Origin of the sequence: Actinomyces sp. 2119 (assembly GCF_003591215.1) — a bacterium.
Lineage (GTDB): Bacteria > Actinomycetota > Actinomycetes > Actinomycetales > Actinomycetaceae > Actinomyces > Actinomyces lilanjuaniae.
Window position 1 is genome coordinate 78,663 of record NZ_QYRR01000004.1, and the last position, 14,847, is coordinate 93,509.

Consider the following 14,847-nt stretch of genomic DNA (forward strand, 5'->3'; position numbering starts at 1 on the left):
ACATAGTGTGGACACGGCCGGTCCCGTACGTGCTGTGGTGACTGGGCGGCACCTGCTCACAAGGCGCCCGTTGACAAGCTCGCGCTCACGAGGCACCCGCACGGGCACCCGTCAAGCAGGATCAGGTGCGCACCCGGACCAGGAGCCGGGGTGCCACCGCGATCCCCGTGGCACCAGGACCCAGGTGGACCTCCAACGCCTTGTCAACCGGGAGAGTGAGGACCTGTGCGACCCGCGCCCCCGAGCGCGCCATAGCGGCGTCCACCTCCTCCCTGAGGCCAGGCAGGTCAGGACCGGGGGCCTGGAGGGCCAGGAGCACCGGATCCGCAGGACGTCGGGGCCCGCGCAGCGCGGTGCCTCCGGCTGCCCGCACGGCCTGGGCCACCATGTGCCTCCTGGCACGCGCACCGCCACGCACCGTCTCCACTGCCCGTATGCCCTCGGGCTGGACAGACAGGACCGGGCGAACTCCTAGGACACCCCCCAGCCGAGCCGTCGTGAGGTCAATACGTCCTGACCGCGCCAGGTGCCGCAGGTCGTCGACAACGAAGAACTGGTAGGAGCGGGCCAGGCTCTCCCGGGCCAGGGCGGCACCGCGACGAGCGTCCTGGGCCTGGGAGGCGGCCAAGACCGCCAGGGCCAGCGCCCCGGAGCAGCTGGCGGAGTCCAGCACCCGGACCAGGCCCGGCCTGTCGTCGTTGAGTCGGGACGCGGCCAGCCGGGCGTTGTCCACCGTGCCGGACAGGACCCCGGAGACATGAACAGCCAGGACCTCGTCGGCCCGCTGCGCCGCCTCACGGTAGGCCTGCTCCAGCTCCTCGACGCTGGGGCGCGACGTAGCTGGCTCCCTGCCACCGGCGGAGGATGCGTCGCCGCTGCCACCACCGGTGTGGTGGAGGGGCACGACGACGATACCGTGGCGGGCGCAGGACTCTGCTGGCAGGCAGGCGGCAGAGTCGGTGACCACGGCGAGCGTCATGGACCCAGCCTAACGGGACCTAGCGGGAGCCCGCCCCGTGTAGCCGTGGAAATCACCCCCGGCTCGCCGGGAGCAGAACGACGTCGAGGTACTCGAAGTACCGGGCCTGCCCCGCACCAGCCCGGAAGGCCCCGCAGCGCAAGGATGCGCAGCGTCTGGCCAGACAGGCCTGGTACCCGGATCAGCCACCCGGCCAGCCCCAGGGGCACAGGGGCTCACCCGGGCACGGTCCCGGGACTCAGTCGGGCACGATGCTGACCAGCCTCGGCGCCCGCACGATGACCCGGCGCACGCCCCGGCCGTCCAGGCTACGCCGCACGCCGGGAGCGGCCAGTGCCGCCCTCTCCAGGTCCTCCTCCGAGATGTCCGGGTCCACCTGGAGGCGGTCGCGCACCTTGCCCCGGACCTGGACCACGCAGGTCACCCGCTCAGCGCGCAGCAGGGACTCGTCAGTGACCTCAGGGAAGGACTCACGGGCAAGGGAGCCCTCGTGCCCCAGCCTGCTCCACAGCTCCTCGGCGATGTGCGGAGCCACCGGGGCCGTCATGAGGACCAGCGGCTCGACCGCCTCACGCGGCACGGGGTCCAGACCGGTGAGATGGTTGTTGAGCACGATGAGCTTGGCGATCGCCGTGTTGAGACGCATCCCCTCGTAGTCCTCGCGCACACCCACTACCGTGCGCGCCACCAGGCGGCGGGTCTCCTCCTGGGCAGGCTGGTCGCCCACGACGGTGTCACCGGTGGCCTCGTCCACCACGTTGCGCCACAGGCGCTGCAGGAAGCGCTGCGCCCCCACCACCGCCCGGGTCTCCCAGGGCCGGTCCACGTCCAGCGGCCCCATGGACATCTCGTAGACGCGAAAGGTGTCCGCGCCGTAGGCCTCGTACATCTCGTCAGGGGTGACGATGTTCTTCAGGGACTTACCCATCTTGCCGTACTCACGGCTGACCTGCTGACCCTGCCAGGTGTAGGCCACCGAGCCGTCAGGGCCCTCGGTCTCCTCGACCTCCTCGGCAGGCACGTACTGGCCCCGGGAGTCGGTATAGGCGTAGGCCTGGATGTAGCCCTGGTTGAACAGCCGGTGGTAGGGCTCGGAGGAGGAGACCACGCCCAGGTCGAAGAGCACCTTGTGCCAGAAGCGGGAGTACAGCAGGTGCAGCACGGCGTGCTCCACCCCGCCCACGTACAGGTCGGTACCCCCCGAGGTGTTGCCGTCCTGGGGCCTGGGTCCCATCCAGTAGGCCTCGTTGGCAGGGTCGATGAGCGCCTCCTCGTTGTCCGGGTCGGCGTAGCGCATCTCGTACCAGCACGAGCCCGCCCACTGGGGCATCGTGTTGGTCTCACGGTAGTAGGTCCGGGTGCCCTCCCCCAGGTCCAGCTCGACCTCCACCCACTCGGTGGCCCTGCTCAGAGGCGGCTCGGGCTCGCTGGCGGCGTCATCGGGATCAAAGGAGCGCGGCGAGTAGTCGGTGACCTCAGGCAGCTCCACGGGCAGCATCGACTCGGGCAGGGCGTGGACACGCCCCTCCTGGTCCCACACCACAGGGAAGGGCTCGCCCCAGTAGCGCTGCCGGGAGAACAGCCAGTCACGCAGACGGTAGGTGACTGCGGCCCGGCCCGCCCCCCTGGACTCCAGCCACGCCGTGATGGCCGTCTTGGCCTCCTCCACTCCCATCCCGTTGAGGCTGATCTCCTCGTTGGCGGAGTTGACGAGCTTACCGTCACCGGTCCACGCCCCCTCCTCCAGGGACGTGCCCTCCGGCAGCGCCACGGTCGCCACGACGTCCAGGTCGTAGGCCCGGGCAAACTCCCAGTCACGCTGGTCGCCCGAGGGCACCGCCATGATGGCCCCGGTCCCGTAGCCCATGAGGACGTAGTCGGCTACAAACACCGGCACCTGTGCCCCGTTGACAGGGTTGACCCCGAACAGCCCGGTGAAGACCCCGGTCTTGGCTCGGCCCTCGTCGCTGCGCTCGGCCTCAGTGGCTGCCGCCGCCTGGGCGCGGTAGGCGGCCACGGCCTGGGCCGGGGTGGCATAGCCGCCGGTCCAGGCCTCCTTAGTGCCCTCAGGCCAGGCAGCGGGCACGGCTAGGGCGGCTGCGTCCTGCGCCACCTCCTCCGCAGAGCGCACGGAGGCGGAGGAACCCGCCCCGCCCAGCAGCGGGTGCTCAGGGGCCAGCACCATGAAGGTGGCGCCGAAGAGTGTGTCAGGCCGCGTGGTGTAGACCACGAGCTCGGCACCAGGACCGGCCGCAGGCACACCGAAGACGACCTGCGCACCTTCGGAGCGCCCGATCCAGTTGCGCTGCATGAGCCTGACCTTCTCCGGCCAGTCCACCGTGTCCAGGTCCTCGGCCAGGCGGTCGGCGTAGGCGGTGATCCGCATCATCCACTGGCGGAGGTTGCGCTGGAACACCGGGTAGTTGCCACGCTCGGAGCGGCCCTCGGCCGTGACCTCCTCGTTGGCCAGCACGGTTCCCAGGCCCGGGCACCAGTTGACCGGGGCAGAGGTGACGTAGGCCAGCCGGAAGGAGTCGATGACGTCGCTGCGCTCCCCCGGGTCCAGGTCAGACCAGTCCCGCCCGTCAGGCACTGCAACCTGGCCGCTGGCCAGCTTCTCCACCAGCTCGGAGACCGGCCGGGCGGCACCCCGGCCGCGGCCGTCACGGCGTCGTGCCTCAGGGTCGAACCAGGAGTTGAAGACCTGCAGGAAGATCCACTGGGTCCAGCGCACGTAGTCCACGTCGATGGTAGCCAGGGACCGGCGCGGGTCGTGGGACAGCCCCAGGCGGCGCAGCTGGCGGCGCATGGTGGCGATGTTGGTCTCGGTAGAGGTCCGCGGGTGCTGTCCGGTGGCCACGGCATACTGCTCCGCAGGCAGGCCGAAGGCGTCGTAGCCCATCGTGTACAGCACGTTCCTGCCGGTCATGCGGCTGAAGCGGGCGACGACGTCGGTGGCGATGTAGCCCAGAGGGTGCCCCACGTGCAGCCCCTTGCCCGAGGGGTAGGGGAACATGTCCAGCAGGAAGAGCTTCTCCTGCTGCGCCCTGGGCCCTGCCAGCGTCCCCACCGGGTTGTCGGCGTAGAAGGTCCCCTCCTCCTCCCAGCGGTCCTGCCAGGAGGTCTCGATGGCGCCGGCCAGCTCGGCCGTGTAACGGTAGGGGGTGGCCTCGGCGTCGTCCGGCTGCTGGCTGGCGGGCTGGGTGCGGGAACGGGCCTGGGTCATCGTGGCGCTGCTCTCATTCTATGGTCTAGTGCGGTCGCGGCTCCGGGCGCGCGCCCGGCCGCCGGACCACAGGCTGCCCTCGCTGAGCACCCGGGAGGCGGCACGGCACCCGCCCCAGGACGGGGAGGTCGGGCACGCCAGGCAGCCACAGCCTAGCGCCTGCCGGCTCTGGCAGGCCTGCCAGCCCTGTCCCACGTGTCCCGCCCTTACCCGCCGACGTGGGCACACGTCACCCTGCCGAGCCCCGACAAGCCCTGCCGAGACCTCCGAGACCTCCACCCGCGCAGCAGCCTGACCGGCATCCTGCGTCTCAGGTAGCCTGGCCCACCGACAACCACCGGACGGCCCTCCTGGCTGGACAAGCAGGCCCTCCCACCTGGAGGGCCGAGCCCCTGGGGCGGCCTCCCCCTGACGAGAGGCACACATGACTCCAGCACCGTCCCCCTACCGCGCCCGGACGGCCTCCCGCCGCCCTCGTGGGCGCGCGCTGCTCGCCCGCGCCCACCACGCCCTGGAGTCGGAAGTCGTCTCCGGGCTCCTCATGGTGGCCGCCGCCGCAGTAGCCCTGGTCTGGGCCAACTCTCCGTGGCGGGGTGCCTATGAGTCGCTGTCCCAGACCGTGGTGGGACCTCACGCGCTGCACCTGGACCTGTCCCTGGCGCACTGGGCCTCGGACGGGATCCTGGTGGTGTTCTTCTTCGCCGTCGGGCTGGAGCTCAAGCAGGAGCTCGTCGTCGGCTCGCTGCGCGACCTCAGGGAGGCGACCCTGCCGATGCTGGCTGCCGTCTTCGGGATGGTCGGCCCGGCCCTGGTCTACGTCGCCGTCCAGCTGGCCTCCTCAGGGGGCAGCCTTAGCGGCTGGGCGGTGCCCACGGCCACGGACATCGCCTTCGCCGTAGCGGTCCTGTCCATCTTCGGGCGCGGCATGCCCCCTGCAGCGCGTACCTTCCTGCTGACCCTGGCCGTGGTCGACGACCTGCTGGCGATCATCGTCATCGCCTTCTTCTACTCCCAGGGGCTTAACCCCCTGGCGCTGCTGGGCGCGCTGGCCGTGACAGGGGTGTTCGCCCTCCTGGTACGCCGAGGGACCACCCACTGGTACCTGCTCATCCCGCTGGGCCTGGCCGCCTGGTGGCTCATGCACGCTAGCGGCGTCCACGCCACCATCGCCGGCGTCCTGCTGGGGATGACGGTGCCTGCCCGCCCCACGCGCGCCGAGCCCACCGGTATGACGGCCCGCTTCACCCACCTGGTGCACCCCTGGAGCGCGGGGCTGGCGCTGCCGGTCTTCGCCCTGTTCGCCGCCGGGGTCAACATCGTAGACGGAGGCGGCCTGGTCGAGGCACTGGCTGACCCCGCTGCCATCGGCGTCTACCTGGGCCTTCCCGTGGGCAAGGTCCTGGGGATCTGGGGGGCGGTGGTCCTGCTGACCCGCTTCACCAGCCTGCGGCTGGGCCACGGGGTCGACAATCCCGACGTCCTCGCCCTGGCGGCGATCGCAGGCATCGGCTTCACCGTGTCCCTGCTGATCGCGGGCCTAGCCTTCGGAGAGGGACCCACCACCGACCACGCCCGGGCTGCCGTGCTCCTGGGCACCGCTATCTCGGCCGTGCTGGGAGCCGTCCTGCTGCGGCACCGGGTACGCCAGCCACGTCGTGGCGCCCCCTCCACCCGCGGCCACGTCATGCGCCCCCACCACTGAGCCACTGACCCGCTCGCGTCATCGCGCGGCACCTCACCACCAGGCTGTCCGCCCCGGCCGTGGGCGGGCGGTAGCGGGGTGCTCCCACCCGCACGAGCGGCCCCTGCTAACCCCGCACAGGCCTGTCTGAGCCTACCGGGCTGGTGAACGCCTACCGGGATGGTGAACCCAGGTGGGAGGGGACGAACTCGCCCCACCCGTCCTCACGCAGCCCCGCCCGCAGCCGCTCCATGGCCGCGTCCAGCTCCTCCCCGGGGACGTCGTGCCTGGCGGATGAGAAGGACAGGTCAGCCTCCGAGCGGATCGGCAGGACGTGGAGGTGAAGGTGGTCCACCCCGTAGCCGGCGACCACGAGCCCGGCCCGGGAGGCCTGGAAGACCCGCGTCTGGGTGGCCCCTACGCGCCTGGCTACCACGGCCAGGTGGGCCACCAGGTCCTCGGGTGCCTCTGTGAAGGAGTCGACCTGGTGACGCGGCACCACCAGGACGTGTCCGTCGGTGTGGGGCTCGATGGTGGCGAAGGCGACGCACAGCTCGTCGGCCCACACGAAGCGCCCAGGGACCTCCCCGTTGATGATCCTGGTGAAGAGGGTCGGCCCAGCACCGCCCGCCTCCCGGGTGGCACCGCCACCGGGGGCCGTAGGGGCGTCAGGAGCGGCGGACGCATAGGGGCTCGTCCCAGAAGTCGTCTCAGAGGTTGTCATGACTCTATTGTCCCCTGGCCTGTCGCCCCTTCCCTCAGCGGCACAGCCACAGGGACCCCTCAGGCACGACGGCGTCCGGCAGCCCCGCACCTCGACCGCCGCACACACGCACCACGCAGGCCCGCCGCCGTCTCCCCCCGGCCTCGCCAGGCGCCATGGTGCCCCGGTCCACCAGCCGCACTCGCGTGTCCAGCCGGATGCCGGCACGCGCCAGGTGGCGCAGGGTCTGGGAGTCGTCCCTGATACGGCCCACTATCCCCCTGGCCCCCACCCTCAGGGCCTCCAGGGGCACGAGCTCAGGGACCACCACCTGGCCGTCAGCGGTGGGGATCGGGTCACCGTGAGGGTCCCGGATGGGCCGCCCCAGCACCACGTCCAGCCGTTCCAGGAGCCTGTCGGAGACCGCGTGCTCCAGCTCCTCCGCCTCGGCGTGGACCTCGTCCCACTCAAAGCCGAGCCGGGTCACCAGGTAGGTCTCCAGGATGCGGTGGCGCCGCACCATCGCCATCGCCCGCAGGCGCCCCTCAGGGGTGAGCGTGACGGCCTTGTACGGCTCGTGGGCCAGCAGCCCCTCCTCCACCAGCCGTGACACGTTCTCGGAGGCCGTCGAGGGCGCCACACCCATGCGACGGGCCAGGCCGGTGACGGAGGCGCCCTGCCCACCCCACTCGCCAGCCGCCCACACCGCCTTGAGGTAGTCCTGGGTCACGGTCGAGGACCCGGCCGCGTCCCCGCCTCTGCTGCCTCCCGAGACGCCTGCGCTCATCCCAGCAGCGCCCTCCACTGGTCCCACAGACCCACGAGCACGACCAGGAGGACCACCAGGTACATTCCTGCCGCCACCCACCACCGTGCCCTCAGCACGGCGAGGGCACCCCGGTCCCCCAGCCCCAGGTGCCCCCCGGCCGCAGCCCACCCCCAGGTAGCCGCGGCCACGGGGATCGTCACCGCCCACACCAGCATGCAGAAGGGGCACAGCTTTGCGAAGGTCACCACGGACACGGCAAGGAACCAGGCGACGAAGGCGACTCCTCCCAGGCACCCCAGGCTCAGCGCCCACCACATCCACCGGGGCAGGCTCAGGCCGGCCAGCACAACCGCCCCCACGGTCAGGAGGGCGGCGAAGGCCATGGCTCCGACGAAGGAGTTGGGCACCCCCAGAAGGTTCCCCTGCCAGACGTCGAGGGTCTCCCCGCAGGAGATCAGCGGGTTGACGTCACAGGTCAGGTTCGCCATCGGGTCACGCAGACGCGTCAGGTGGGCGTCGATGAGCCTCCAGCAAGCCAGCAGCCCCAGCAGGGAGCAGACCACCAGGAGCCAGCCGTAGGAGCGGGGTGCCCCGCTGGGAGCACGCCAGCCGCCCGGAGCCTGGCCGTTACCGCCAGGGTGGGCACCTGCCTGCTGGACACGCGCCAGGAGGTCGTCGGCACCGGGCCCGTCACCGCTACCAGAGGGGTCATAGTCCTCAGGAGCGTTGAGGTAGAGCTCCAGCTCCTCCTCGCTCATGGCGTCGATCTCGGCATCCGTGGGCACCCGCACCATGCGGTCCCTCCCTCGTCTCTCGTTGTCTCTCACCCTTTTCTCCCTGCCTCTGTCAGGGCTATTGTGCCTCACCGCTGGTCGGCGCCCGCTGTGCTCGTCGTCGCTGCCCCGGGCTGCGGGATCGGCTCGCCCGGCGGGACCGCCTGCCACGCCCCTACCGTGACCGAGGCGTCAGGGTGGAGGACCACCGCGCGCCAGGCGACCAGGCTGCCGTCCTCAGCAAAGGACAGCACGTGCAGGTAGGCGTCCTGCGTGACCGCGCCCAGGGAGGTGCCGCCCTTGCCTGCACCAGACACGAGGGCGGACACCTCGCCACCACTTCCCTGGCTGGTCGTCATACCCCGCTCAGCGTGGACGTGGCCCGCCAGGAGCAGCGGCGCGCACCCCTGGGAGACCAGGGGACCGAAGGTGGCTGGCTGGTGGATGAGCACGACGTCGCTGCCTGAGCCGGTACAGCTGGTGGCGGCCAGCCGGGCGCCTACCTCCTCGGCGGTCTCGCCGCTGCGGGTGGTGGTCCCCGTGGCGGTGGTGCGCTCGGGATCGTCCTGCCCCAGCACTCGTAGGCCACCGACCTCCTGGATAGTGCCGTCGGTCACCGTCCACCCCTGCGAGCGCAGCCTGGCAGCGGTGGACTCCGAGTCGTGGTTGCCGATGGTCGCGACCTTGTCCACCGTGGAGGGGACCGCCTGGCTCAGGGCGTCCACGCACAGCTGCTCCGGGTCCGAGCCGGTCATGGTGAGGTCGCCGTCGTCCATGTGGACGTCAGCCCCGGAGACCTCGTCCAGGACACCGGTGAAAGCGATGACGTCGAGGTTGCAGTGGAGGTCGGTGGACAGCACCGCGGTAACGGCTCCTCGCTGGGGGACGGCCCGGGCGCCGGTGACCGGGGCGGTGGTGGAGGCAGCCTCTGGTGAGGCGCCCGGGGTAGGCGCCTGCGTACCTGTGGGGGTGGCAGAGACCCCGGGACTCTCACCGGGAGTCTCGGTGCCGGCAGAGGCAGTCCCGGCGTCTGCAGCAGCGCTGGCCTCAGCCTCTGCAGCCTCTGCGGCCCGCTGCCTGACCTGCGCGACATCGACCTGGCCGTCTGCGGCCGTGACCTCCACGGTGCCGCCAGTCTCCTGGGAGACCGCCCAGGCGGTGCGTAGGCTCGCCTCTGCCTGGGAGTAGAAGGCCTCGTTGGTCTCCAGGAAGTCGGTGACGCGGGGACCGTAGGCAGTCACCACGTCTGCGACGCGCCCCGAGAGGGTGGCCCCGGCCACCGGCGTCCCCTCCAGGGCCGCGAGCCTGGCCCCGTGGACAGGTGCGGAGCGCAGGGCGGGTACCAGCAGGACGGTGACGGCGGCCAGGAGTGCGGCCGTGGCCGCGACGACGGGGGGACGACGCAGGAGGGCGCCCCATGCAACGTCAGTGCGGCCGTACCCCTGACGGCCCACGCTCCCGGCGAGGAGGCCCCGCGTGGCACCGCCACGGCTCCTGGTGAGGGTCATGTGGGCGGCGGCAACCAGGCACAGCAGGACCCCCTCGACGACTCCAGCGCGGCGCAGGCCATCGTGGAGCAGCGCGTGCAGGCCCCGCTGGACCGTCAGCTCAGGGTGGGTGACCAGCCCGACGTAGGAGGCCGCGTCCGAGGACAGGCTCTCCCCCAGCGCGGAGGGATCGACGACGTCGGCCTGCGTGGCCCCGGAGGGGATCTCGCCCAGAACCACCTCCACTCCCAGGGGACCGGCAGGCGAGTCGATGGAGGCTGCCCCCAGCGGCCCCAGGTCAAGGGTGACGGTGGAGTCCAGCGTGGTGGACCAGGTGGCCTCGTGAGGTCCGACCGGGGCCGAGGCCCTGGCCGTGGCCAGCCCCACAGCCAGCGACACAGCACCCGTGACAACCAGCAGCGCGGTCATGCGCAGCACCGGGCGCAGCCTGGGTCCCCACCCGGGAACAGCGCCCCGGCTGCCTCTTCCCTCGCGGCGCGGGTAACGGGCCGTCCCGGGAGTGCGGCGAGCGGGCGAGCCGGTGCCCGACCCCCTGAGGGCCGAGCGTCTCAGCGGCTGGGTCCTCGCCCCCATCCGGCCAGAGCGAGGACCGCTGGAAGCGGAAACGGCCCGGCCCGGGTACCGCTCCCTAGGCTCAGCCACGGCCGCCAGCTCCCACCGCCGGGGCCTGGTGACCCGGGGCGGACGGCACGGACGGCGGCAGGGGCGATACCGCTGTCGGCGCCACCGTCGATGCCGGGGCCGACACGGTCCTAGCAGCGCACGCGGCTGCGTCGGAGTCAGCCAAGGCGCTGCCCAGCTCTCTGGCCAGCTCTGTCACGAGCTCGGCAGTCTCCTCCCAGCCGGTGACAGCGCGGCAGGCGACGCCCAGAGCCTTGACCGGGTAGTCGTTGCCGCCAGGGTCCAGGCGGTCACCCACGAACAGCATCTCCGCCAGGGGGATACCGGTGGCCCGTGCCAGCCGGGTCATCCCGTAGGCCTTGTCAACCCCTTTCTGGGTGATGTCCACGCTCGTCGATCCTCCGGAGCGGACCTCGAGCCCGGGCAGGCGCTGGGCCACCGCGTCACGCAGGGCGCTCTTCTTCTCACCGCTGGGGTCCCAGGCCTCCTTCGCCTTCAGCGGGGCATCCTGCCCCAGGGCGGAGAAGGTGACCTGGCTGCCGCGGTCCTCCAGGACAGGCCCCCAGGTCCGATCCTCCCACAGCCCCAGTCTGCGGGCCTCCTCCTCCACCACCGCCAGCACCTCCCGGGTCTGGGAGGCAGTCAGGTCGTTGGCGTAGACCAGCCTCCAGTCACCTCTCCCGTCGCTGTCCCCCTCGCCCTGCGGGTCGTAGGTGTAGTAGCGGGTTCCGCAGGTCGGCATGAGGTGGAGCCGGGACAGCTGGGCCGGGCTGGCGCCCAGTCCGGTCAGGACCTGGTCATGAAACTGGGCTACCTGGCCCCCGGAGATGACGCAGACGGGAACGACGTCCAGCAGACCACGCAGCGCGGCAGCCATAGGCTCGGGCAGGGGCGACTTCGACGGGGCGAGGGTACCGTCAAGGTCGAAGGCCACCAGCCCGGGTCCCGGCACAGTGCCTGTCGCACCAGGGCACGTGCCGACTGCGGCTGCGTGGTCAGCGTGTCCGGGGGCGGGGGTACGTGCGTCGCTCATGGGCGCATTGTGTCGCACCTGAGTGCACAACGGTCAGGAGCATGCAGCCGGGTCCGGCACGTGAGACACGGTCGCGACCCGGGGCTCAGGACTGCGAACCGGAGGTGTTAGCAGCGCTGTCAGTATCACCGCCAGTGCCGCTGTCGGCACGAGCGTCAGCACCACCGCCACGCAGGTGCTCGTGCGCGGCGGCCGAGGCGGCTGCGCGCGCGTCACGCTCCTCGCGGCGGCCCCGGGAGACCAGGGAGGTCACCGACACCGCCAGCCCTCCCCAGATGATGACGACAGACGTGAGCATGAGGGCGATAGCCGATCCTGTCATCTCTCACTTCACCCCCTCAAGGGTGTCCAGGGCGAGGGGCTCGAAGTCGTCCACGGGCGTGCGCCACGGCAGGAGGGTGGTCACCGCCGTGGCCACCGCCACCAGGAACAGCACGCCCCAGCCGAAGATCGCGGTAAAGGCCAGGGAGTAGTCGTCGTAGCCGTCGGTGAGGAAGGACCACGCCGTCTGGACGAACATGTAGCCCAGGAGCACGGGGACCACGACGGCGACCAGGAGGCGCCACCAGGAGCCGATCAGCCGGGTCTCGGAGACCAGGTTGAGGTGGCGCTGCAGCATCCCGAGCCGCCTGAGCACCAGGCCGGTGCCCGCGCACATGATGATGGCCGAGGCCACCACCCCGATGTTGTTGATGTAGGCGTCCACCACGTCCAGGTCGTACAGCCCCGAGGAGGTCCCGAACAGGACGAAGGACAGCAACGCGGCCGGGACCCCCACGACCAGGGTGGCCCGGGGCGTGGTCAGGGCGAACTTCTCCGCCACGGAGGAGGCCACCACCTGGATGATGGAGATGAAGGACGTCAGCCCGGCCATGGAGAAGGAGGCGAAGAACAGGGTGCCGAACAGCGCACCTCCAGGCATCTCCGAGATGACGGTCGGGAAGGTGACGAAGGACAACATGACCCCCTGGATGCCCTCCAGATCGGAGACGGCCACCCCCTCGCGGAAGGCCATGAAGCCCAGGGTGGCAAAGACGCCGATGCCGGCGAGGATCTCGAATGAGGAGTTGGCGAAGGCGGCCACCATCCCCGTGCCTACCAGATTGGAACGGCGCCGCAGGTAGGAGGAGTAGGTCAGCATGATGCCGAATCCCACCGACAGAGAGAAGAAGATCTGCCCAAAGGCCGCCATCCACACAGTGTGGTCGCCCAGCGCGGACCACTGGGGGGTGAACAGGGCGTTGAGCCCGCTGGTCGCCCCGGGCAGCACCAGGGCGCGCCCCACCAGGAGGACGAACATGGTCACCAGCAGCGGCAGGAAGACCCTGTTGGCCCTCTCCACCCCGCTGGACACGCCGCGGGCGATAGTGGTGATCCCGAAGACCCACACGAGGAGGAGGGGGACGACCACCCCGGCCACAGGCGTGGCGGAGTAGGCCGGGGTCCCCGAGGAGGAGATCTCCCCCAGGCCGATGTAGTCGAAGAAGAAGCCCTGCGCGTCGTCTCCCCAGGCCGTGGTCACCGCGAAGACGGTGTAGCGCAGGGACCAGGCCACGATGACGGCGTAGTAGGACATGATGACGAAGCAGATGAGGACCTGGAACCAGCCCAGCCACTCGAAGCGGCGAGAGAGACGGCGGAAGGTCGTAGCCGCACTGCCCCGGAACCGGTGGCCCAGGGCGTAGTCCAGGAACAGGACGGGGATGCCTACGCACAGCAGGGCCACCATGTAGGGGACGATAAAGGCCCCTCCGCCGTTGCTGTAGGCGACCCCAGGGAAGCGCCAGATGTTTCCCAGGCCGATGGCCGACCCGACAGCCGCCATGAGGAATCCGACCTGGCCGCTCCACTGCTCGCGACCCGGTGCCTGCTGTGGTGTCTGCGCGGACTGCTCGGCGCCGCTGGAGGAGGTCATAGGCGTCCTTCCGTGGTGTCCCTAGGTACGGTGCCCTGGCAGGCAGACCGGTAGCCCCTGCCGTGGGCCCGAGCAACTTAGTGGTGGGTACCCGCTCTGTCCTCTCGCGTCCAGAATGTGGACCGCCGCGTGGCCCGCCGCAGGGCAGACTACCGCACGGCTACCCACCTGGCAGCCCCCGGCTACTAGCCTGGTCGTCCAGGCTCCCTGTGCTTCCTGTCCCGTCCCAGCGCGGGAGACGCAGGTGGACAGAGGCGGCTTGCAGAAAATCATCCACAGGAAGGTCCCCCATGGCCACACCGCACATTGACGCCCAGCCCGGCGACTTCGCCCCCTGCGTCCTCATGCCCGGGGACCCCAGGCGGGCCCAGCGCATCGCCGAGCGCCTCATGCCCGACGCCCACCTGGTCACAGACGTGCGGGGCATGCTCGGCTTCACCGGCACCGTTGCCGGCCGCCCCCTCAGTGTCATGGGCTCGGGCATGGGGCAGCCCTCGCTGACCATCTACGCCACTGAGCTGTTCCGCGACTTCGGCGTCGAGCGGATCATCCGTGTGGGCACGGCGGGGGGCGTGGCACCCTCGGTGCAGGTCGGGGACCTGGTCGTGGCTACCGGTGCACACACGGACTCCGCCATGAACCAGGCCCGGATCCCGGGGGTGAGCTTCAGCGCCGTCGCCGACTTCCACCTGGCCCGGGCCGCCTGCGAGGCGGCGGAGAGAGAAGGGGCGAGGCCGCACGTGGGCACCGTCATCTCCCGGGACCACTTCTACCTCACGCCCGAGGGCCAGACGCAGCGTCTGGCCGACTACGGCGTCCTGGCGGTGGAGATGGAGGCGGCTGCCCTGTACGGGGTGGCCGCCGAGTTCGGCAGGCAGGCCCTGGCCGTCCTGACCGTCTCCGACCACCTCCTGGACCACTCCCAGAACATGAGCGCGGCTGAGCGCGAGACCCGTTTCGACGGCGCGCTGCGGCTGGCCGTGGCCGCCGCGCACAGCTGAGGAGGAGCCTGGGAAGGAGACCAGGAACGCCTTACCTGCTCGGAATAACGCAAGATGGCGGCACGCAACCGGTGGCGCGCCCGTGAGCGCGCCACCTGCGGGCACGTCGTGTCCTGAGACCGGGATATGCGCGCCGTTGCAACGAAATCTGGGGCCTCACCCTGTGGAGGCATCACCCTCTGCTGCCGGTGCGCAGGGAACGGATTTAGGTTAGAAGCGTCCACCTCACGGCACCACACGGAAGGAAGCCCGCCATGACCGCCGTCGCCCAGATCACCTCCTGTTCCACCACCTCCTGCGCCTTCAACAACGGCGGCTGCACCGCCTTTGCCATCACCGTCGGCGGAGACACGGGGGCACCGTCCTGCGGCACGTTCCTCAGCCTGGACGCCCGGGGCGGCCTGGGTGTGGCTGACGCCCACGTCGGCGCCTGCCAGCGCCTGGAGTGCGTCCACAACACCGACCTCATGTGCACCGCCGAGGCCGTCCAGGTCGGGGGCGACACCGCCGCCTGCCTGTCCTACCAGGCCCGCTGAGGGCAGGTTCGCACCGCCCCGACCATCCGGGCGACCCGTGGCCGAGGTGTGGGGGCCAGCCGTACTGGCTGGCCCCTTCTGCTTGCTACGCGGCCTGCTATA

The 14,847-nt window shown here is 70.9% G+C and carries 11 protein-coding genes and 1 pseudogene; 3 read left to right on the top strand and 9 right to left on the bottom strand.

What is annotated here, in order from left to right:
• Nucleotides 1–121: 121 nt before the first annotated feature.
• Both D4740_RS05820 and D4740_RS05825 read right to left on the bottom strand, forming a co-directional pair.
• Nucleotides 122–979: a DegV family protein gene (locus D4740_RS05820; RefSeq protein ID WP_119836016.1), complete on the bottom strand. Its 858-nt coding sequence runs from the start codon at nt 977–979 to the stop codon at nt 122–124.
• Nucleotides 980–1,217: 238 nt separating this feature from the next.
• Nucleotides 1,218–4,205: a leucine--tRNA ligase gene (locus tag D4740_RS05825; RefSeq protein WP_119836017.1), complete on the bottom strand. Its 2,988-nt coding sequence runs from the start codon at nt 4,203–4,205 to the stop codon at nt 1,218–1,220.
• Between the two features lie 424 nt (nt 4,206–4,629).
• Here D4740_RS05825 and nhaA point away from each other — a divergent pair, with 424 nt between their 5' ends.
• A complete protein-coding gene (nhaA, locus tag D4740_RS05830) occupies nt 4,630–5,907 on the top strand; it encodes a Na+/H+ antiporter NhaA (RefSeq protein WP_119836018.1) in 1,278 nt (425 codons plus the stop codon).
• Nucleotides 5,908–6,058: 151 nt separating this feature from the next.
• Here the strand turns inward: nhaA and D4740_RS05835 are convergent, their stop codons facing one another.
• From D4740_RS05835 to D4740_RS05865, 7 genes and pseudogenes are all read right to left on the bottom strand, one after another.
• Entirely contained in the window at nt 6,059–6,610 is a 552-nt protein-coding gene (locus D4740_RS05835; protein ID WP_119836019.1) for an HIT family protein, read from the bottom strand.
• Between the two features lie 34 nt (nt 6,611–6,644).
• Nucleotides 6,645–7,376 carry a metal-dependent transcriptional regulator gene (locus tag D4740_RS05840; protein ID WP_119836020.1) on the bottom strand — a complete coding sequence of 244 codons (732 nt, stop codon included), beginning with the start codon at nt 7,374–7,376 and terminating at the stop codon, nt 6,645–6,647.
• On the bottom strand, nt 7,373–8,152 hold the full coding sequence (locus D4740_RS05845) for a vitamin K epoxide reductase family protein (protein ID WP_119836021.1): 780 nt from the start codon (nt 8,150–8,152) through the stop codon (nt 7,373–7,375). The genes D4740_RS05840 and D4740_RS05845 overlap by 4 nt, the downstream gene beginning before the upstream one ends.
• A gap of 68 nt (nt 8,153–8,220) precedes the next feature.
• The gene (locus tag D4740_RS05850; RefSeq protein WP_119836022.1) at nt 8,221–10,047 is read right to left on the bottom strand and encodes a serine/threonine protein phosphatase; all 1,827 of its coding nucleotides are present in this window, start codon (nt 10,045–10,047) and stop codon (nt 8,221–8,223) included.
• A 226-nt stretch (nt 10,048–10,273) separates the two neighbouring features.
• Nucleotides 10,274–11,293 carry an HAD hydrolase family protein gene (locus tag D4740_RS05855; RefSeq protein WP_119836023.1) on the bottom strand — a complete coding sequence of 340 codons (1,020 nt, stop codon included), beginning with the start codon at nt 11,291–11,293 and terminating at the stop codon, nt 10,274–10,276.
• 172 nt (nt 11,294–11,465) lie between these two features.
• A pseudogene (locus tag D4740_RS13255) lies at nt 11,466–11,615 on the bottom strand (methionine/alanine import family NSS transporter small subunit); the annotation flags it as partial.
• A 3-nt stretch (nt 11,616–11,618) separates the two neighbouring features.
• Nucleotides 11,619–13,208 (bottom strand): sodium-dependent transporter, encoded by a 1,590-nt coding sequence (locus D4740_RS05865; RefSeq protein ID WP_119836025.1) that lies wholly within the window; start codon nt 13,206–13,208, stop codon nt 11,619–11,621.
• 290 nt (nt 13,209–13,498) lie between these two features.
• On the opposite strand from D4740_RS05865, the gene deoD reads away from it, so the two are divergent.
• Both deoD and D4740_RS05875 read left to right on the top strand, forming a co-directional pair.
• The gene (gene deoD, locus D4740_RS05870) at nt 13,499–14,209 is read left to right on the top strand and encodes a purine-nucleoside phosphorylase (RefSeq protein ID WP_119836026.1); all 711 of its coding nucleotides are present in this window, start codon (nt 13,499–13,501) and stop codon (nt 14,207–14,209) included.
• 254 nt (nt 14,210–14,463) lie between these two features.
• Nucleotides 14,464–14,745, top strand: coding sequence for a DUF1540 domain-containing protein (locus D4740_RS05875; RefSeq protein ID WP_119836027.1), 282 nt, complete (start codon nt 14,464–14,466; stop codon nt 14,743–14,745).
• Nucleotides 14,746–14,847 lie beyond the last annotated feature (102 nt).

Bases quoted from the DNA above. Each gene is read 5' to 3' on its own strand.
- D4740_RS05855 (WP_119836023.1), bottom strand. From the start codon at position 11,293: ATGAGCGACGCACGTACCCCCGCCCCCGGACACGCTGACCACGCAGCC.
- nhaA (WP_119836018.1), top strand. From the start codon at position 4,630: ATGACTCCAGCACCGTCCCCCTACCGCGCCCGGACGGCCTCCCGCCGC.
- D4740_RS05865 (WP_119836025.1), bottom strand. From the start codon at position 13,208: ATGACCTCCTCCAGCGGCGCCGAGCAGTCCGCGCAGACACCACAGCAG.
- D4740_RS05875 (WP_119836027.1), top strand. From the start codon at position 14,464: ATGACCGCCGTCGCCCAGATCACCTCCTGTTCCACCACCTCCTGCGCC.
- D4740_RS05845 (WP_119836021.1), bottom strand. From the start codon at position 8,152: ATGGTGCGGGTGCCCACGGATGCCGAGATCGACGCCATGAGCGAGGAG.
- D4740_RS05820 (WP_119836016.1), bottom strand. From the start codon at position 979: ATGACGCTCGCCGTGGTCACCGACTCTGCCGCCTGCCTGCCAGCAGAG.
- D4740_RS05840 (WP_119836020.1), bottom strand. From the start codon at position 7,376: ATGAGCGCAGGCGTCTCGGGAGGCAGCAGAGGCGGGGACGCGGCCGGG.
- D4740_RS05850 (WP_119836022.1), bottom strand. From the start codon at position 10,047: ATGACCGCGCTGCTGGTTGTCACGGGTGCTGTGTCGCTGGCTGTGGGG.
- D4740_RS05835 (WP_119836019.1), bottom strand. From the start codon at position 6,610: ATGACAACCTCTGAGACGACTTCTGGGACGAGCCCCTATGCGTCCGCC.
- D4740_RS05825 (WP_119836017.1), bottom strand. From the start codon at position 4,205: ATGACCCAGGCCCGTTCCCGCACCCAGCCCGCCAGCCAGCAGCCGGAC.
- deoD (WP_119836026.1), top strand. From the start codon at position 13,499: ATGGCCACACCGCACATTGACGCCCAGCCCGGCGACTTCGCCCCCTGC.